Source organism: Spirillospora sp. NPDC047279, from assembly GCF_040643285.1.
Classification (GTDB): Bacteria; Actinomycetota; Actinomycetes; order Streptosporangiales; family Streptosporangiaceae; genus Spirillospora.
Genome location: NZ_JBEYUA010000016.1, coordinates 58,909 through 77,605 on the forward strand (window position 1 = coordinate 58,909; position 18,697 = coordinate 77,605).

Genomic DNA, 18,697 nt, shown 5'->3' on the forward strand with positions numbered 1-18,697 from the left:
AACAACGCTGAGGAGCCGGTATGACCCAGCCGAGCCGCGTAGACGAGCGCACCGCCCGCAAGGTGGCCGAGGAAGCACGGGAGGCGGAATGGCGTCTTCCCAGCTTTGGAAAGCAGCTGTTCCTGGGCGACTTCCGCCTTGACCTCATTCACCCGCATCCGCGTCCGGAGGCCGAGGCGCGGCGTAAGGGCGACGAATTCCTGGCCCGACTGCGGGAGTTCTGCGAGACCAAGGTCGACGGGGCGCTGATCGAACGCGAGGCGCGTATCCCGGACGAGGTCATCAAGGGGCTGCGCGCGCTCGGCGCGCTCGGCATGAAGATCCCGGAGAGCCACGGCGGGCTCGGGCTCGGGCAGCTGCACTACGGGCGCGCGCTGATGGTCATCGGATCGGCCAGCCCGGCGCTCGGCGCGCTGGTCTCCGCGCACCAGTCCATCGGCGTCCCGCAGCCGATCAAGCTCTTCGGCACCGCCGAGCAGAAGGAGACCTGGCTGCCGCGCTGCGTCAACGAGATCAGCGCGTTCCTGCTGACCGAGCCGGACGTCGGCTCGGACCCGGCGCGGCTGCGCACCACCGCGGTGCCCAGCGAGGACGGCGGCGAGTACGTGCTGAACGGCGTCAAGTTGTGGACGACCAACGGCGTCGTCGCCGACCTCGTCGTGGTCATGGCGCGAGTCCCCGAGTCCGAGGGACACCGCGGCGGGATCTCGGCCTTCGTGGTCGAGGCGGGCTCGCCGGGCATCACGGTCGAGCACCGCAACGCCTTCATGGGGCTGCGCGGCATCGAGAACGGCGTCACCCGCTTCCACGACGTGCGGGTCCCGGCCGCCAACCTCATCGGCAAGGAGGGCGCCGGGCTCAAGATCGCCCTGACCACCCTCAACACCGGGCGCCTGTCGCTGCCCGCCATGTGCGCGGCGGCGGGCAAGTGGTCGACCAAGATCGCACGCGAGTGGTCGAAGGAACGGGTGCAGTGGGGCCGCCCGGTCGGCGAGCACGAGGCCGTCTCCAAGAAGATCGCGTTCATCGCCGCCACCGCGTACGCCCTGGAGGCCATGCTCGACCTGTCCAGCCAGCTGGCCGACGACGAGCGCAACGACATCCGCATCGAGGCCGCGCTGGCCAAGCTGTGGGCGTCGGAGATGGCGTCCCGCATCGCCGACGAGCTCGTCCAGGTGCGCGGCGGGCGCGGTTACGAGACCGCGGAGTCGCTGGCCGCGCGGGGCGAGCGCGGCGTGCCCGCCGAGCAGGCGGTGCGCGACCTGCGCATCAACCGGATCTTCGAGGGCTCGACCGAGATCATGCACCTGCTCATCGCGCGCGAGGCGGTCGACGCCCACCTCTCGGTGGCCGGCGACATCATCGACCCGGACGCCTCGCGCGGCGACAAGGCGCGGGCGGCGGCGCGCGCCGGCGGCTTCTACGCGCGCTGGCTCCCGACGCTGGTCACCGGCGCGGGGCGGCGGCCGGGCGCGTACGGCGAGTTCGGGCCGCTGGCCGGGCACCTGCGCTACGTCGAACGTGCGTCCCGCAAGCTCGCCCGCTCGACCTTCTACGCCGCCGGGCGCTGGCAGGGCGGGCTCGAATACAAGCAGGGCTTCCTCGGCCGCATGGTCGACATCGGCGCCGAGCTCTACGCGATGAGCGCCGTGTGCGTGCGCGCCGCGGCCGACAGCGACACGATCGGCGAGCCCGTGGGCGACACCGCCCCCGGCGCGTCCGCGCTGAGGCTGGCCGACGCGTTCTGCCGGCAGGCGCGCGTGCGGATCGAGGAGCTCTTCGACGGGCTCTGGCGCAACACCGACGCCCTGGACGGCAAGGTCGCGCGGCAGGTGCTCGCGGGCGAGTTCACCTGGGTCGAGGCGGGCGTGCTCGACCCCTCCATCCCCGGCCCCTGGATCGCCGACGCCGCGCCAGGACCGTCCGGTAAGGAGAATGTGCACCGGCCGATCGCCTGATTCCGCCCCCACCGCCCCGTCTGACCGGGGATCATTGCACAGTGTCACCATATGAAAACTCTCCGACTGTGTTCTGGGCGGAGGGCCGATATGTTGCACTCACCCGGCAGTGCCGCGGTGGTCCCTGGGGGTAGCGGATGCTCAGTGTGATCGTCGACGAGATGCGTGACCCGGCGTGGAATCTCGCCCTGGACGAGGCGCTGGTCCGCGTCGGCACGCCGCTGCCCATGCTCCGCATCTGGCAGAACGCGCCGAGCGTCGTCGTCGGCCGGTTCCAGGACGTCGCCCGCTGCGCCGACCTGGCCTCCTGCGCCCGCGACGGCGTCCGGGTCGTCCGGCGGGCCAGCGGCGGCGGCGCCGTGTTCACCGACTCCGGCACGCTCAACGTGACGCTCGTCCGCGCGGCGCCGGGCCGGCGGTGCGCGGAGCCCTGGCGGCCCCGGTCCGGGGCGCGGCCCGATCTCGACGTGCTCGTGGCCACGGCCGTCGAGGGCTTCGGCCTCCCGGCCGCCGCGCTCCGCGACGGGATCATGCAGGTCGGCCGCATCCGCACGGCGCGCGCCACGCTGACGCACGTCGCGGTGCACGTGACGCCGTTGCAGGGCCAGACCTACATCGCGCCCGCGGGCGCGCCGGCCGCGCAGCGCACGCTGGCCGAGGCGGGCCTCGAGGCGTCCATGGACGCGGTCCGCGCGGCGGTGTTGTGCGGGGTCGTGGACGAATACGGCATCGCGGCCACACGCCGTCCCAGCGAACGTGAGCGAGCTCACCGTGATCACCTCTACGCCGTGCGCTACGGCGACGTGACCTGGCATCTCGCCGGCTCGCGGTCGCAGCGCCGCGGCACGCGCGACCGCAGCGATCTCCGCGGCGTCCGGGGCTGAAACGCGCGGCCGAGGCTCGAGGGCATCCGCCGTCTACTAGACTGACTCGACCTTTGCGCGACAACGCACCCAGCGAGCGGGAAGTATGCACTCACCAGGTCAGAAGAAGTCCATCGCCGGGACGCTCCTCAAAGTCCTCGGCAGCAAGCCCCAGCAGGCCGCCGCGCCGACCGCGGGCGACGGCGAGCTCGTCCAGCCCGCGGCGGGCGAGGGCGCCCTGGAAAACCACCTGGGCGGTGACGAGGCGCGCAACTACCGCAAGTACGAGTACGACATGGTGGCCCCGCACGTGGGCCGCTCCCTGCTGGAGATCGGGTCCGGCCTCGGTCACTTCTCCGAGCAGTTCAGCGGCCGGCTCGACTACCTGGCCGTGAGCGACAACGACCCGTACTGCGTCGGCGAGCTGCGCAAGCGCTACGACGAGGACCCGGACGTCGAGGTCCTCGACCTCGAGCTGCCCGCCGAGATCGACATCCGGCAGCAGGTCGACACCGTCGTGATGATGAACGTCCTGGAGCACATCAAGGACGACGTGCAGGCGCTGCGCGACCTCGCCTCGGTCACCAAGCCCGGCGGCCGCATCGTCATCTGGGTGCCCGGCTACATGCAGCTGTACGGCGAGTTCGACCGCAAGGTCGGGCACGTCACCCGCTACACCCCGGCCACGCTCGAGGCGTCGGTCCGCGGTGCGGGGCTGACCCCCGAGGTGCTCAAGCCGATCAACTTCCTGGGCGGCATCGCCTGGTGGGCCGCGGTGCGCCGCGGCGGCGCCGGCTACCCCGACCCGCGCCTGGTCAAGATCTACGACCGGACGGTCATCCCGGCCACCCGCGCCATCGAGCGCGTGGTCCGGCCGCCGTTCGGCCAGACGGTCTTCTGCGTGGCCCGCGTCCCGCACTGACCCGGCCCGCGTGCCGCACTGCAGTGGTGGTCCACGGTCCGCACCGACCTGGCCCGCGTCCCGCACTGATCGTGAACGCCTCACCCGCCGCGAACACGGTGTGTGATCGGGCCCTCTCGACTCGTGTTCGGGCGGGTAGCATGCCGGGAGATCCCCCGACAAGCCGGTCGAGCCGACCGGCGATGCGACCCGAGGCGGCCCGTGACGAGCATTGCGCTGGAACGGCAGGCGGGCAGGCTGCCCGCAGAGGTGACCAGGTTCGTCGGACGTAAGCGCGAGCTCGCCGAGGGCGCGCGGCTTCTGGAGGCGTCCCGGCTGGTGACGCTGACGGGGACGAGCGGGGTCGGCAAGACCCGGCTCGCCCTGCGGCTGGCCGGGGAGGCCCGCCCGGCGTTCGCGGACGGCGCGTGGTTCGTCGACCTGTCGGCGTTGCGCGACGCCGAACTGCTCGCGCACACCGTGGCCGAGGTGCTCCAGGTGCCCGACCAGTCGGCGCGCGACCGGCTCGACATGCTCGCCGACCACGTGGCCGACCGGGAGCTGCTGCTCGTCCTCGACACCTGCGAGCATCTGGTCGACGCCTGCGCGATCCTGACGGAGGTGCTGCTGCGGGCCGCGCCGCGGCTGCACATCCTCGCCACCAGCCGCGAGTCGCTGGACGTGCTGGGCGAGCACACGATGGTGCTGCCGCCGCTCAGCCTGCCGGACGCCGCCGACGCCGGGAGCGCCGGCGGATCCTCCGGTGCGGAGGGCGTCGACGGCGCGGAGGGCGAGGCGATCGCGGCGTCGGACGCGGTGGCGCTCTTCGTGGACCGTGCCGCCGCCGTCGTGCCCGGCTTCACCCTCGACGACGCCGACCTGCCCGCCGTGGCCCGGCTGTGCCGCCGGCTCGACGGCATCCCGCTCGCGATCGAGCTCGCGGCCGTCCGGCTGCGCGCGCTGTCGGTCGAGCAGCTCGTCGAACGCCTCGACGACCGGTTCCGCATGCTCGGCACGCACCGCGCGCAGCGCGCCGGCCGGTCCCGGCACCAGACGTTGCGGGCCGCGGTGCAGTGGAGCCACGAGCTGTGCACCCCGCGGGAGGTGCTGCTGTGGGCCCGGCTCAGCGTGTTCCCCGGCGGGTTCGATCTGGCCGCCGCCGAATTCGTGTGCGCGGACTCTGACGACGCGCACCCTGACGCCGCCGGCGGGCCCGGCATGCCGGCCGACACCGTCTACGAGACGCTGGCGCGGCTCGTGGAGAAGTCGATCGTCCTGCGCGAGGAGGGCGGCCGGCGTTACCGGATGCTCGACACGCTGCGCGAGTACGGCGGCGACCTGCTCGCCGGGAGGGAGACCGGCGGCGGGCTCGACCGGCTGCGCCGGCGGCACCGCGACTGGTACCTCGGGCTCGCCCTCTACGCCGAGGCCGAGGCGTTCGGCGCCGACCAGGCCGAGCGGCTCGGCCGGCTGCGCCGCGAGCAGGACAACCTGCGCGCCGCCCTCGACTACTCGGTGACCACGCCGGACGAGGGGCCGCAGGCGTTGCGGATGGCCGCCGCGCTGGCGCAGTTCTGGTTCTCCGCCGGGCTGCTCGGCGAGGGACGGATCTGGCTCGGCAAGGCTCTCGCCGCCGACTCCGGGCCACCGGAGGCCCCGTCCGGGCGGGCCAGGGCGTTGTGCCTGGCCGGGCTGCTGGCGGCGTTGCAGGGCGACCTCGACGCCGCCGAGGGTTTCCAGACCGAGGCCGCGCCGCTGGCGTCGGGCGGCCTCGACCGTGCCTACGCGGTCGAGCTCGCCGGGCTCGTCGCGTTCTTCCGCGGCGACCTGGAGGCCGCGCGGCCGCTGCTGGCCGAGCCCGCGCCCGGCGGCGACATCTGGACGATGTTGCGGCTGCCGCTGCTCGCGGCGCTGCACTGCCTCACCGGCGACATCGACAAGGCCCTCGAATACTGCGAGGAATGCCGGGTGGTGAGCGCGGCGTGCGGCGAGCAGTGGTGCCTGGCGTACGCGACATGGGTGCGCGGGCTCGCGTTCTGCCTTCAGGGCGAACCGCGCAAGGCCGAGGTCGAGGCGCGGCAGACGTTGCACCTCATGCGCGCGCTCAACGACCGGCTCGGCGGCGCGATGGCGCTCGACCTGGCCGCCGGCTGCGCGGGCTTCACCGGATCGTACGAACGTTCGGCACGGCTGTTCGGCGCCGCCGACCGGATGTGGCGGACGGTCGGTGCGCCCATGTTCTTCGGCCCCGCCTACCTGGCGCTGCGCGACGTCGTGGCCGGCGACGTCAAGGCCACCCTGGGCGAACGCGGCTGGCAGGTGTTCCACGACGAGGGGCGGCGGCTGAGCCTCGACGAGGCCATCGAGCACGCCCTCGACACCCGGTCGCGTTCGGCGGCGGACGGCGACCCGTGGGCGCCGCTCACCCGGCGCGAACGCGAGATCGCCGCGCTCGTCGCGCAGGGCCTGTCCAACCGGCAGATCTCGCAACGTCTGGTCATCGCCAAGCGCACGGTCGACTCCCACCTGGAGCACATCCTCGCCAAGCTTGAGATGGCCTCGCGCACGCAGATCGCGGCCTGGGTCGCCGAACGCCCGCATTCCGTACGCGGAGATTTTTAGGTACGTCTATCGGGATGTCTCCCGATGCCTTCGATGACCTAGGTCGGCAAGACTAAGGACCCGCTGGACGGGTGACGGACCGCCTCTTCATAGCGGAGAAGCGCCGCGTGCTTCCTCGGGCCGTCATCCGGAAGGCAACCACTGAAGTTCCCGTGTGGTCCGACGATCCGGGGGCGGGAGCCCGGGAGGGGAGGCTCCCGCTTCCGGATCCAGACCACGTCCGGGAACTTCCGTGGCCCCGCAGGGGCGAGCCGGGCCTGCTAGACCCGCGGTGGCGGGAAGAGGCCGAGGCGGTGCGCGGTGGCCGCGGCCTCGCCGCGGCTCGCGACCTCCAGCTTGGTCAGGATGTTGGAGACGTGCACGCTGGCCGTCTTCACCGAGATGTAGAGCCCCTCGGCGATCTCGCGGTTGCTCTGGCCGTCGGCGACCAGCCGCAGCACCTCCAGCTCGCGCGGCGTCAGGCCCAGCGGCGGGCCCGAGGCCGCGCCGGCCCCGGCCCCGGCCCCGGCGTCCGCACGTCCCGCCGTACGGCTGAGACGCGCCCGCCGGAAGAGGTCGTCGATCGCGGCGCACGTCGGCGCGGCCTTGAGCTCGCCGGCCAGCGCGGCGGCGCGGCGCAGGCGTTCGGCGGCACCGTCGCGGTCGCCGTCGTGCAGCGCGGCCTCGCCCGCCCGGAACAGGGCGGTGGCCTGCGAATAAGGCTGGCCGAGCTTTTCCCAGGTGGCGGACGCGGTGTCCCAGGCGGCGAGGTCGAGCACCCCGCGGGCGCGGGCGACCTCGGCGGCGAAGGTGACCTGGTGGGCCTCCTGCAGGGAGCCGAGAACGTCGAGCCCGGCGGCGCGTTCCTCGATCTGGGGGAGCGCGGGGGCGCCGGCGATCAGCGCCCGGTCGCCCAGCGCGGCACAGGCGGCCGCGCCGAGCACCATCACCGGCCAGGCGTAGCGGCTGTCGTCCGGCAGGCCGGTCGTGGGGATCACCGACGCCACCGCCTCCAGCGCCTCGGCGGGCCGGCCCTCGGCGAGCCGGAGCCCGGCCTTCATCCGCAGCGTGGCGAAGTAGTCCTGCGTCTTGCGCGTGTAGAGGTCGTGCTCCATGACGTCGCGTGCCGCCTCCAGCCACGCGCCGGCGGTCGCCAGATCGCCGCGGGCGACCGCGACCTCGCCGAGCAGCACCATCAGCGACGTCCGGATCGTGATCGCCGGCTCCTGGGCGAGCGACTCCGTCAGGACCGTGAACGCCTCGTCCCAGCGGCCGAGCGACACCAGCGGCTCGGCGAGGTTGATGCCGAGGAACGTGCCCTTGGTCCGGCCGGCGCCGAACTCCTCGGCGAGGTCCACCCCGCGGCGGGCCACCTCGGCGGCCTCCGCGTGCCGGCCGCAGCCCTCGAGGAAGTGCGATTTGATCACCGCCGCGCGCAGCAGGACCCGGTGGGTGCCCGAACGCCGGGCGGCGGCCTCGGCCTCGGCGAGCACCTGCTCGTCACCGTCGTAGTCGATGTCGACGCAGAAGAGCGTGATGAGCGCCTCGGCCTCCGCCGTCACGTCGCCGAGCGTGCGGGCGATCTCCAGGGACTCCAGGGCGGCGGCGCGGGCCTCGTGCTTGTCGGTGGTGAGGCGGACGTACTGCGCCAGCGTGGCCAGCGTGCGGGCGCGCAGGACCGAGGGCTCGGGCGGCAGGCAGCGCACCGCCTCGCGCAGGTCTTCGACGAACCCGTGCCGGGCGAGGTCGTGCCGCATCCGGCCGCGCAGCTCCAGCAGGCCCGCGCGCCGCGCGGCAGGCCCGCCCGCCGCCTCCACCTCGCGCAGCGCGGCGGTGGCGAGCTTGATGCCGATCTCGTACTCGCCCGCGAGGTCGGCGGCGGCCACCGCCTTCTCCAGGACCTCGGTGTGGTCGGCGCCGATGCGCTCGGCCGCGTCCGGCACCCGCTCCCACAACTCCAGGACGCGCGACAACATCGCCAGCGACTCGGCGTAGGCGAGCGCCATGTGGGCGTCGGCGGCCGCGCGGGACGAGCTGACCAGCGCCCACGTCGCGTCGTGCGCGGCGTTCCAGTGGTGGCTCAGCTCCACCCACAACCGGCCCGCCGGGACCAGGCCCGGGGCGTTCTCCAGCGCCTGCGCGTAACGGGTGTGCAGGCGGGTGTGCTCGCCGGGCAGCAGGTCGTCGTGCAGGGCCTCGCGGATCAGCGCGTGCCGGAACGCGTAGCCGTCGCCGTCGACCACCAGCACGTTCGCCGCGACCGCGGGCCGCAGGACGCGGGTCAGCGCGCCGTCGTCGAGCCCGGAGACCGCCGCGAGCAGGGCGTGCTCGATGCGGGTGCCGCCGCCGCTGGCGTCCCGGAGCACCTCCTGGGTCTCCTCCGGCAGCCGCTGCACGCCGGCGAGCAGCAGGTCGCGCAGCGACTCGGGGATCTCCCGCGCCAGCGTGCCGTCGCTGTCGAGCAGCGCCTCGATGAACAGCGGGTTGCCCTCGCTGCGCGCGTGGATACGTTCGACCAGCTGGGCGGACGGCTCCGACCCGAGGATCCCGGCGGCCAGCTCGGCGACCTCGGCGCGCGACAGGCGCGGCAGCTCCACCCGCCGGACCTTGTCGATCCGGACGAGCTCGGCCAGCAGGCGCCGCAGCGGATGCGCGCGGTGCAGCTCGTCGGCGCGGTAGGTCACCACGGTCAGCAGCGGGGTGGACACGGCGTTCCTGACCAGGAACGCCAGCAGGTCCCTGGTCGACCGGTCGGCCCAGTGCGCGTCCTCGATCACCAGCACCAGCGCCTGCCGTTCGGCCAGCCGCTCCAGGAGGGTGAGCACCAGCTCGAACAGCCGGGCGCGCTCCTCGCCCGACGCCGCGTCGGTCTCCGGCTCGCCGAACTCGGGCAGCAGCCGCGCCAGCCCGGAGGTGTCGCCGCGCGGCAGCAGCTCGGCCACCCCGTCGATGCCGATGTCGCGCACCAGGCGGCGCAGCACGGTGGTGAACGGGGCGAACGGCAGGCCGTCGGACCCCAGCTCCAGGCAGCCGCCGACCAGCAGCCGGGCCCCGGCCCGGTCGACCGCACCGGCGAACTCGCGGACGAGCCGGGTCTTGCCCAGCCCGGCCTCGCCACCGATCAGCACGGCCCCGGGCGCCGTGGCCAGCGCCTCTTCAAGATCACCGAGCTCGGCCGACCGCCCGACCAGCATCGGACCCACCACGCGCGCGCTCACGTCCCCAGAATGCCAGGTGAGTACGACGAACCCACCCGAATATCAGCCCCTGAGACGCCAGGCCTGCCCCCGGTGCTCGTCCAGCTCCGAGACGCCCCCCGCCCCCAGCGGCGGATGGACCGTCGTCCGGACGGGACTGCCCACCGTGCCGCCGTCGATCACCCCCCGGGCCCGGAAATGATCGTGCTCCATCATCTCGGCACGGGTCAGGAGCGGCGCCACCGGAGCACCCGCCGCGGTGAGCCGCTCGACCGCCTCGTCCCGGGTGAGCCGGGCCACCGCCGCGGCGACGGCCTCGTCCAGCTCGCGCACGCGCCCCAGCCGTTCCAGGAACGGGACGTCCGCCCCGTCGAGGCCCAGCGCCCCGCAGGTGGCGGCCCAGAGCTTCTCCTCCGAGACCACGCCCAGCGTGATCTTGTGGCCGTCCCTGGTCCGGTAGACCCCGTACCCCGGCACCGGGCCCGCCCCGCCGTTCCGCCTGGTCGCGGTGGGCACCGTCCCCACCCATCCGGCCAGCACGTCCGCCATGCCCAGGTCGATGCGGTCGCCGACCCCGGTGGCGCGCGCCTTCAGGCACGCCGCCGTGATCGCGAACGCGGCCATCGTCGCCGCCGCCATGTCGGCCACCGGCAGCTCGTCGGCGTCCGGCGACACCGCGTCCTCCGGCAGCGCCGCCGTGTAGGCGCGGTAGTTGACGTCATGCCCGGGAACGTCCGCCAGCGGCCCTTCCGCCCCGTACCCCGAGAGCGAGCAGTAGACCAGCGCCGGGTTGGCCTCCCGCACCACCGCATGGCCCACGCCCAGGCGGTCGGCGACCCCCGGCCGGAACCCCTCCACGAACACCTCGGCCCCGGCCGCCAGCTCCAGGCACCTCGCCCGGTCCGCGTCGTCCTTGAGGTCGAGCACGATGCTGCGCTTGTGCTGGTTGAGGAGGTCGAAATGGCTCCGGAACATCCGCATCGGCTCCCCGCCGGGCGGCTCGACCTTGATCACGTCCGCGCCCAGCTGGGCCAGCAACTGCGTGGCGTACGGCCCCGGCCGCCACATCGTGAGATCGAGAACCCGCAACCCGTCCAGCAGCGCCATCGCCCCACCGTGCCGCCCGGCCCCCCATCCCGTCAAGCGAGCGCTTGTTCAAGCGTTCAATGGGTTAGTACTCCAGTGGTAAGTCGTGATCTTGCTGGTGAGGGTGTCTGAGAACGAGGGCGGCCACCGCGTGATCATCGGGGTTTGTGAAGACAACCGAAGATCGTGCGGTGGCCGCTGGGCATAGCGTAGACCGCGGCCGGTGGCAGGTGATGTTCGAGGATCTGATTGGCCGTGTGGCCTGCAGGTTCGCGCGGGTGGAGTCGCGGCGGCGGGCCCGTGGATTGGTGTCAGGGTTGCTGGCCGAGTCGCCGCGCAAGAACTGCTGGACGCTCGCCGAGCACGCAGGTGATGCCACCCCGTACGGGATGCAGTACTTGCTGTCTCGGGCGTCCTGGGATGCCGACCAGGTACGCAATGACCTGCGCTCCTACGTCGTGGAACACCTCGGCGGCCCAGGCGGCGGCAAGGATGCGGTGCTGGTGGTGGACGAGACCGGCGACCTGAAGAAGGGCGTCGCCAGTGTCGGGGTGCAGCGCCAGTACACCGGCACGGCCGGGCGGATCGAGAACAGCCAGGTCGCGGTGTTCCTGGCCTATGCCACCGATGCCGGGCACGCCTTCATCGACCGGGAGCTGTATCTGCCGAAGGTGTGGGCCGCCGACGCCGACCGGCGCGAGGCGGCCGGAGTGCCCGACGAGGTGCGGTTCGCCACCAAGGGCGAGCTGGCCGCTCGCATGGTCGCCCGCGCATTGGACGCCGGAGTGGCGTCCGGGTGGGTGACCGGCGACGAGGTCTACGGCCAAAGCCCCGACCTGCGAGGTGAGGTGGAGTCCCGGCAAGTCGGCTACGTGTTGGCCGTCGCCTCCAGCCACCGGGTCACCCTGGGCATCGGCGCCCGCCGCGTCGACCAGGTCGCCGCCACCCTGCCAAAGAGAGCATGGCAGTGCATGTCCGCCGGACCCGGCGCGAAGGGACACCGGTTCTACTCCTGGGCACTGGTCGACATCGACCGCGACATCAACCGGGACCTGGGCGGGCACCGCTGGCTGCTGATCCGGCGTAACCGCAGCACGGGTGAGCTGGCGTTCTATCGCTGCTACTCGCCCCATCGGGTCCCGCTGGCGGCGCTGGTCAAAGTCGCCGGGCGGCGCTGGACGATCGAGGAATCGTTCCAGGCCGGCAAGGGTCTGTGCGGCCTGGACCAGCACCAGGTCCGCACCTGGAAGTCCTGGTATCGGTGGACCACCCTGGCCATGCTCGCCCACGCCTTCCTCGCCGCCCTCACCACCACAGAGCGAGCCCATCAACACGACGAACCCGGCCTCATCCCGATGACTCTGGCCGAGGTCCAGCGCCTGCTGACCAGGCTGACCACCAACACACCTCCCGCAGCCGGGCACCATCTGCGCTGGTCACAGTGGCGACGACGCCACCAAGCCCACGCCCGCAACTGCCACTACCAACGCCAATCCACCACCCGACAACCATGAAGATCACGACTTACCACTGGAGTATTAGGTAGCGGTCGCCGGCGGTATCCGCATGCGTCGACGCCTTACGGGCGATGAAGGGCGTCGTTGATCTGCTTCAGCAGAGTGGTGACGTCGGGGTCGTTCAAGGCTTCGGCGACACAGCGCCAGAGTTGCAGATTCGCCTCGGCCCACGGGAGATATCGATCACGCACGCGCTCGTCGTAGAAGTAGATCCCGGCCTTCAGGAGCGGCTCCTGCTCTCCGATGATTTTCTCGCAGAGCGTCAGGAGATCGATGTTGTTCTCCTCCAGGTAACGCGGAGCGAAAACGACCGGTGTGATGGGCAGCGCCTTGAAAAGCGTGTCCGCGTCGCTCAGTGCCGTCCCGGCGAGCGAGATCGAAGCCGTGCGCGTGGCGGTGTGGGACTCCACGACCAGTTTTTCCACCTCGTGGATGTCCAGTTCGTTGAAGCCGGCGTCTTGAAGGCACTGCCGCCGCAACTGGTGTCCGGCCTGTGGTCCAGAGTCCTTCTCCGCTATGTAGTTCAGATCGTGCACCAGTGCGGCCGCCTCCACCAGCGCGGAGTCGGCCCCTCGTTGCCGGGCGAATTCGACGGCCTTGTTGCGTACGAAATCTATGTGATGCCAGCCGTGAAACGGGACTGATGTGCCGATCTCCTGGTAAAGAACGAAGATGAGATCTTGTAGTTTGGTGATCCTTTTATCATCCTGACAGGTCATGATCCGCTCGCTCTTTCGCCAGCGGGTTCAAGGCATTCTCTGAGGTTGACATGGCGCTCCTCGATAGGGTAATGCCTGATCGTCCGCAATGATTGGGGGTCAATGCTTATGCTAAATGATCGAATGGTTCTGTGTTGGACGACGAGGGTGATGGTGTGATCCCTGATATCGCTGATGGAATGCAGTTCGTTCGTGGTAATGGTGTACACGCTGCCAGGGTCGAGTTTCTGTTCGGTGGTGATGCGCAATCGTCTGCTTTGCTCTGACATGTCGTCTATGGCGAGTTTTGTATGTTTGTAGCTGCCGTACAGGATGAGCGACGATAGTGGATACCGGTGATTGTGAATGCTCCGCGCGTATCCCGAACCTCGGTGAGCGCCGTCCTTGTACTCATGTAGCCAGATCTTGAAATCGTTCGCAGGGTCGTCCATCAGCGACCACTTGTAGTGCGTCGAGGTCTCCCGGGACCTTCCGACGATCTCCGCGAAGTCCTCGTCGGCCAAGGCGGCGAGCTCCCTGGCGAGCTCGCCGCGCATGTCGTCGTAGAACCGGCGGAGGGCATGTTCCATCCGGTCATGGACGGCCTGTGCCGCCCACCCCAGGAGTTCTAGCTCCGTCACCAACCCGCCGAGGGATGTGAACTTCATGGCGAGACCAGCTCCCCCTTGACCCGTTCCCTGAACTCCCTGAACTCTTCTCTGGCTGCCTCGAAGTCGCCCATCGAGATGTCAATCGACGCTTGGTCCTTCAGATCGTTGAGGTAGGTCCTCGCGTCGCTGTCACGCTGAATGGTGACCTTCCGGACGAGAGAGCTCGAGAGCAGCCTGCTGCAGTCCCGGTAGTGCGTCTGGTAGGCGACCGACTCACGGGAGAATCGCACGGTGGGCGGAAAACTCCGCGCCTCACTGACGTCACTGAACAGTTCGACATAGATTTCCTGATCGAATATCTCCACCCGATCGATGAACGGATCCTGGGTGAAGCAGAGTTGGAGCTCGTCGAAATGCGCGTGGATTGATTGCATGCCCGCCAGGGCAAGGTGAATGTCATGAATGACCTTTTTCCGCCCTTCGTCCAGGTCCGGTACCTCGCCCCTGCGCAGCAGAAGGCGGGCCCGGTTGTCGACGGCCTTCGGCTCAGTGGGATCCGCGATGATCAGCTGGACCCGGGACGGGGTTTTGGGTAGCAGGGCGAGCCGGGCGGCGGAGTACTTGCCGGTCATCCCACGGAAGATGTACAGGTCGGACCGCTGGAAGCTGGCGTTGATGTCACGGTTGAAGGTCGGGTCCGGCGTGGTCGATCCCGGATACTGGGACGTCGGCAGGAAGCGGTGCCGCGTCTCGTCCGACTCTTGCAGCACCCGCTCGGCGAGGACGACGACCTCGCTCTCGACCACGCTCCGGATCGAGCCGACCAGAAAGTGCTCGAACTGCGTGGTCGTCAAGAAGACCTGGAGGGTTGAATAGACGGTCGTCGCCAGCGTTCCGCTGCCCACGGCGAGCCAGAACTGCTGGGCCGCCCCTGCGGTTCTCGCGGAGATCGCGATCAGTCCTATGGAGCCCAGCAGCATGATCAGCAGCAGTATGCCCGTGCGGTTGAGGTACAACGAGCGCAGGAGATCCTTGGTGCTGGTGATCGCTGGTTGCTCCATCTGCGGGCTCCTGCTCTGCGCCACACTTGACAGAGAGATTACCCGCCTCCTGACTTCTTTAGGAAGGCCGTGTTCGGCCAGCTGGGAAGGGTCATTCTTCGCACGTTCCGTTTGTGTCAGGCGCACTTGACAAGGGGTGGCTCCGGAAAATGCTTCTCAGCCGGTCCGTCCACTCGGAAGTGCCGCCCCGGTATGCCGCGGAATTGGTGGGCGCGGTGGTCGTTGACGCGGGGTCCAACTCGGGTGAGGCTGGCCGAGTGGGGTCCGGTTCGCCGGGCGTCTCGCCTGGTCACGACGGTGGAGGTGGTTGAGATCCGGTTTGGAATCTTCTACGAGCACCAGCTGCCCAGGCCGTGGGACCAGGGTGAGGAGCACCGGCTCTACAAGGACGCGCTGGAGCAGGTCGAGATCGCCGACCGGGTGGGGTTCGACTACGTGTGGGAGGTCGAGCACCACTTCCTGGAGGAGTACAGCCACTCGTCGGCGCCGGAGGTGTTCCTCGCGGCGGCGTCGCAGCGGACCAAGCGGATACGGCTGGGGCACGGGATCGTTCAGCTGCCGCCGAACGTCAACCATCCGGCGCGGGTCGCGGAGCGGATCGCGACGCTGGACCTGGTGTCGGACGGGCGGGTCGACCTCGGGACCGGCGAGTCGAGTTCGAGCGCCGAGCTCGGCGGGTTCGGCGTGCGGCGCGCCGACAAGCGGTCCCAGTGGGAGGACGCGATCGACGCGGTCACCCGGATGTTCGTGGAGGAGCCGTTCGCCGGGTGGGAGTCCCGGTACGTGCAGATGCCGCCGCGCAACGTGATCCCCAAGCCGCTGCAGAAGCCGCACCCGCCGTTGTGGGTGGCGTGCTCGCGGCGGGAGACCATCCACTTCGCGGCGCGGAACGGGATCGGGGCGTTGTCGTTCTCGTTCGTCGAACCCGAGGACGCGGCCAGGTGGACCGGGGAGTACTACCGGATCATCGAGTCCGACGAGTGCGTGCCGGCGGGGTTCGCGGTCAACCCCAACGTGACCGTGGTGCTGCCGATGATGCTGCACGAGGACGAGGAGACGGCGATCGACCGGGGGATCGACGGCGCGCACTTCTTCGGGTTCGCGCTGGCGCACTACTACGGGACGACGCCGCACGACCCGGGGCGGACGAACGTGTGGGAGGAGTTCCAGGAACGCCGGGCGGCGCGCGGCTTCGACCGGGACCAGATCATCGCCAACGCCGAGGCGCTCAACGTCAACGTCGGGTCGCTGCGGGGGGCGGTGGGGACACCGGACCAGGTGGCCGACCTCGTGCGGCGGTACGAGACGGCGGGCGTCGACCAGGTCGTCTTCGTCCTCCAGGCCGGGCCCAACAAGCACGAGCACATCTGCGAGAGCATCGAGCTGTTCGGCACGTCGGTGCTGCCGCGCTTCACCGAGGGACGCGAGGAGCGGGAGGCCGCCAAGGCCGAACGGCTCGCGCCGGCGATCGAGGCCGCCCTGGCACGGCGGGCTCCGGCGCGGAAGGTGCCGCCTGGCTACCGGATCGACGAGGACGCCGAGCTCGTGCGCGCCCGCCGGGTCCGCCGCGGCGGGCGGCCGGCGGGGCTCCGTCCCGCCCTGTCGCTGGTGCGCGACGAGGCCCGCTCGACCGCGCGGCGACGCGTTCAGCAGGGCCTGTTCCGGCTGCTGGACGGGCGGTCGGACGCGGAGATCGAGCGGCGGTTCGGGCCGCGGGCGCAGCGGGTGTTCTTCGCCGGGATGGCCCGGCAGTACGACCCGTCGGCCGCGGGCGGGTTCGCGGGGGAGCTGGAGTTCCGGCTGAGCCGGGCGGACGGGAGGACGACCGTCTGGACCGTGCGGATCGCGAACGGCCGAGCCCGGGCACGGATGGGCGAGGCCAGGGAGCCGGCGCTCACGATCGGCACCGGGACGGCCGACTTCCTGCGGACGCTGGCCGGCACCACCAATCCCGCGTCGCTGCTGATGGACGGCAAGCTGAAACTGCGCGGCGACATCGAGCTGGCACCCAAGATCAGCGAGATGTTCGGAGGCCCGTCGCCGTACTGAAATCCATTGCCACCGGGGCGTTTCGCCCCATAGGTTCACCGGCGATGTTCGGGGACGGGCGCTTCGCCGACCGCACGTCCGGCAGCGAACTCTTCATCAACCCCCTGATGGCGCTCTACTTCTCGGTCGACCTGGACGGGCTCGCCCGCCACAACCCCTACCTGGACCGCATCGAGGACACCCGCCAGATCCGCCAGATCGCGACGATCATCGAAGACTTCCGCGACGGCGTCACCACCTGCCGGCCCCGCCGGTTCCCCCACTGACCCCGCCCGCGCCCCGCTCCCGCCTGTGCTGCTCCTGTCTCTGCTGCTCCGTCTGCGCTGCTCCCGTCTGTGCTGCTCCCGTCTGTGCTGCTCCCGCCTCTGCGGCGATCTCATTACCTCTGGCGTAATCGCCACGCCGCAGGGGCGGGCGGCAGGATCAGGGGTGTCGGGACAACACGGACTGGGAGGACGAGATGACCGCATACGGTGTGGGCCACCTGCACGAGGTCACGATGGGCCCGGGGATCGTCGAATACCTGAAGCGCATCGACGCGACGCTCGAGCCGTTCGGCGGCAGGTTCCTGATCCACGGAGCGACGCCCGAGATGAAGGAGGGGGACTTCAAGGGCGACCTGGTCGTGATCGAGTTCCCCGACATGGAGACGGCCCGGGCCTGGTACGACTCGGCCGCGTACCAGGCGATCATTCCGTTCCGCGCCGACAACTCGGTCGGGGACATCTTCCTGGCCGACGGCGCCGGGGACGGCCACAAGGCGACCGACATCCTCGGCTAGGACCGGCCGGTACGGTCGCGTACCGGCCGGTCGCCGGCGCGGTTCTCAGGACGGGTAGTCGTCGAACTGGAGGCTGATCCGGTGGGTGCTCGACGGCAGCGCCGGGACGTTGAGGACGTCGACCGGCCCGCCACCGCGCGGCCGCACCACGATCGGGACCGGCCTGCGGCCGCTGGGCACGTACAGGTCCAGGCCGGTCATGAACGGCTGGGCGAAGAACTCCGGGATCGGCGCGCTCAGATCGGTGACGCCGTTCACGCCCCTGTCGAAGGCGAAGAGGCCGATGACACGCTTGGCGCGCGGCGCGATGGCGGCGTTCAGCACCTCTCGCCCGTCGACGCGCAGTGAGTCGCCCGCCGCGCCCTGGTCGCCCCACCATTCCTTCTGGCGGTTGACGACCAGGTTGGTGTGCCGATCGCTCGTCTCCATCCGTCCGGAGAGCCCTTCGCCGGGGCGGCTCGTGAGCAGGCGGACCAGCGCGTCGCTGCGGCGGAACGGCTGGAAGTAGAGATGGTGCACCGACGACTCGCTCCAGACGATGGCGAACTCGTAGTGCGCGCGTCCGTCGGCCTTGAACGGGCCCCAGGAGCCGTCGCCGGTGATCGGATGGCTGGCCTCCGGGCGCCGCGTCAGGCGCCGGCCGGTCCTCGGGTCCACCCGGAAGACGTCGAGCCGCGCTCCCTGCGCGCCCACGTTCGTCGGGAAGAGCACCGCACGGCCTGACAGCCGTACATGGCGCTGCGTGACGATGTCCGTCGTCCGCGGGGCCCGTCCGTTGAAGAACCGGAAGAACTCGGCGAACGTCTCGGGCGAGGTCACGACCTGGGTGTGCGACTGGTCCGGGAAGCGCACGTTGACGGCGCCGCCCACCGCGCGGTCCGGGGAGCCCTCGCCCCACACGGCGAGCGTGGGCACGCCGCCCGGCTGGTCGGCCGAGGTCGCGCCGTCGAGGTTGACGTAGTGCGCGACCTTCGCCGCGCGGTCCGGGGAGCTCCGCAGGTACGCCTGCATGAGGCCGGTGCCGAGCGAGTGCGCGAGGAGGTCGATCCGGTCGGCCTTGGTCCGGTCGAGCAGCCGGGCGATGCGGGCGTCCAGCGCGGCGTAGATCTGGGCGGGGGTGTTCACGCTGAACGTCGAGTCGTACTCGTGCGCCTCGATCTGGTCGGTCCGGTAGCCGTTGCCGTTCAGCCGCCGCGCCTGGGTCTCGAACTGGCCGCCCGATCCGCTGGAGCCGTGCACGAAGACCACCGGCCGCGGGTGGCCGGTGTGCGCGCCGGGCCTGGTCTGTGCGTTCCCGGGCGGGGCCGCCAGGCCGAGGACGAGTGTTGTTGCCGCCACCAGGGCCATGAGGCGCCGCACGAGACCTCCAGGTGC

Annotated in this window: 14 protein-coding genes; 8 read left to right on the plus strand and 6 right to left on the minus strand. The window is 70.9% G+C overall.

The genetic code is table 11. The features are described 5' to 3' along the window. The first annotated feature begins 20 nt into the window (after positions 1–20). The 4 genes from ABZ810_RS34645 (at position 21) to ABZ810_RS34660 (ending at position 6,344) form a co-directional block, all read left to right on the plus strand. The gene (locus ABZ810_RS34645) at positions 21–1,958 is read left to right on the plus strand and encodes an acyl-CoA dehydrogenase family protein (protein WP_358410464.1); all 1,938 of its coding nucleotides are present in this window, start codon (positions 21–23) and stop codon (positions 1,956–1,958) included. Between the two features lie 137 nt (positions 1,959–2,095). After that, positions 2,096–2,842: a hypothetical protein gene (locus ABZ810_RS34650; protein ID WP_358410466.1), complete on the plus strand. Its 747-nt coding sequence runs from the start codon at positions 2,096–2,098 to the stop codon at positions 2,840–2,842. An 85-nt stretch (positions 2,843–2,927) separates the two neighbouring features. Then, the gene (locus ABZ810_RS34655) at positions 2,928–3,743 is read left to right on the plus strand and encodes a methyltransferase domain-containing protein (protein ID WP_358410467.1); all 816 of its coding nucleotides are present in this window, start codon (positions 2,928–2,930) and stop codon (positions 3,741–3,743) included. Between the two features lie 201 nt (positions 3,744–3,944). Then, on the plus strand, positions 3,945–6,344 hold the full coding sequence (locus ABZ810_RS34660; protein ID WP_358410469.1) for a LuxR C-terminal-related transcriptional regulator: 2,400 nt from the start codon (positions 3,945–3,947) through the stop codon (positions 6,342–6,344). Between the two features lie 260 nt (positions 6,345–6,604). Here the strand turns inward: ABZ810_RS34660 and ABZ810_RS34665 are convergent, their stop codons facing one another. After that, the gene (locus tag ABZ810_RS34665) at positions 6,605–9,541 is read right to left on the minus strand and encodes an AAA family ATPase (RefSeq protein WP_358410470.1); all 2,937 of its coding nucleotides are present in this window, start codon (positions 9,539–9,541) and stop codon (positions 6,605–6,607) included. A 42-nt stretch (positions 9,542–9,583) separates the two neighbouring features. Next, the gene (locus tag ABZ810_RS34670) at positions 9,584–10,627 is read right to left on the minus strand and encodes a CoA transferase (RefSeq protein WP_358410472.1); all 1,044 of its coding nucleotides are present in this window, start codon (positions 10,625–10,627) and stop codon (positions 9,584–9,586) included. Positions 10,628–10,839: 212 nt separating this feature from the next. On the opposite strand from ABZ810_RS34670, the gene ABZ810_RS34675 reads away from it, so the two are divergent. Then, positions 10,840–12,120 carry an IS701 family transposase gene (locus ABZ810_RS34675; protein WP_358410474.1) on the plus strand — a complete coding sequence of 427 codons (1,281 nt, stop codon included), beginning with the start codon at positions 10,840–10,842 and terminating at the stop codon, positions 12,118–12,120. 65 nt (positions 12,121–12,185) lie between these two features. Here ABZ810_RS34675 and ABZ810_RS34680 read toward each other — a convergent pair whose 3' ends face one another. The 3 genes from ABZ810_RS34680 to ABZ810_RS34690 are packed head-to-tail and all read right to left on the minus strand — an operon-like array spanning position 12,186 to position 14,493. Further along, positions 12,186–12,842, minus strand: coding sequence for a hypothetical protein (locus tag ABZ810_RS34680; RefSeq protein WP_358410475.1), 657 nt, complete (start codon positions 12,840–12,842; stop codon positions 12,186–12,188). After that, on the minus strand, positions 12,839–13,489 hold the full coding sequence (locus ABZ810_RS34685; RefSeq protein WP_358410477.1) for a hypothetical protein: 651 nt from the start codon (positions 13,487–13,489) through the stop codon (positions 12,839–12,841). Before ABZ810_RS34685 ends, ABZ810_RS34680 begins: the two co-directional genes overlap by 4 nt. Further along, positions 13,486–14,493, minus strand: coding sequence for a hypothetical protein (locus ABZ810_RS34690; RefSeq protein WP_358410478.1), 1,008 nt, complete (start codon positions 14,491–14,493; stop codon positions 13,486–13,488). The genes ABZ810_RS34685 and ABZ810_RS34690 overlap by 4 nt, the downstream gene beginning before the upstream one ends. A gap of 297 nt (positions 14,494–14,790) precedes the next feature. Between ABZ810_RS34690 and ABZ810_RS34695 the strand changes: the two genes are divergently transcribed. The 3 genes from ABZ810_RS34695 to ABZ810_RS34705 all read left to right on the plus strand — a co-directional run bounded on the left by ABZ810_RS34695 (position 14,791) and on the right by ABZ810_RS34705 (position 17,323). Further along, entirely contained in the window at positions 14,791–16,542 is a 1,752-nt protein-coding gene (locus tag ABZ810_RS34695; protein WP_358410479.1) for an LLM class flavin-dependent oxidoreductase, read from the plus strand. Positions 16,543–16,586: 44 nt separating this feature from the next. Beyond that, positions 16,587–16,808: a hypothetical protein gene (locus ABZ810_RS34700; protein WP_358410481.1), complete on the plus strand. Its 222-nt coding sequence runs from the start codon at positions 16,587–16,589 to the stop codon at positions 16,806–16,808. A 194-nt stretch (positions 16,809–17,002) separates the two neighbouring features. Continuing rightward, positions 17,003–17,323: a DUF1330 domain-containing protein gene (locus tag ABZ810_RS34705; RefSeq protein ID WP_358410482.1), complete on the plus strand. Its 321-nt coding sequence runs from the start codon at positions 17,003–17,005 to the stop codon at positions 17,321–17,323. A gap of 45 nt (positions 17,324–17,368) precedes the next feature. Here ABZ810_RS34705 and ABZ810_RS34710 read toward each other — a convergent pair whose 3' ends face one another. Continuing rightward, a complete protein-coding gene (locus ABZ810_RS34710) occupies positions 17,369–18,682 on the minus strand; it encodes an alpha/beta fold hydrolase (protein WP_358410483.1) in 1,314 nt (437 codons plus the stop codon). Positions 18,683–18,697: the final 15 nt, after the last annotated feature.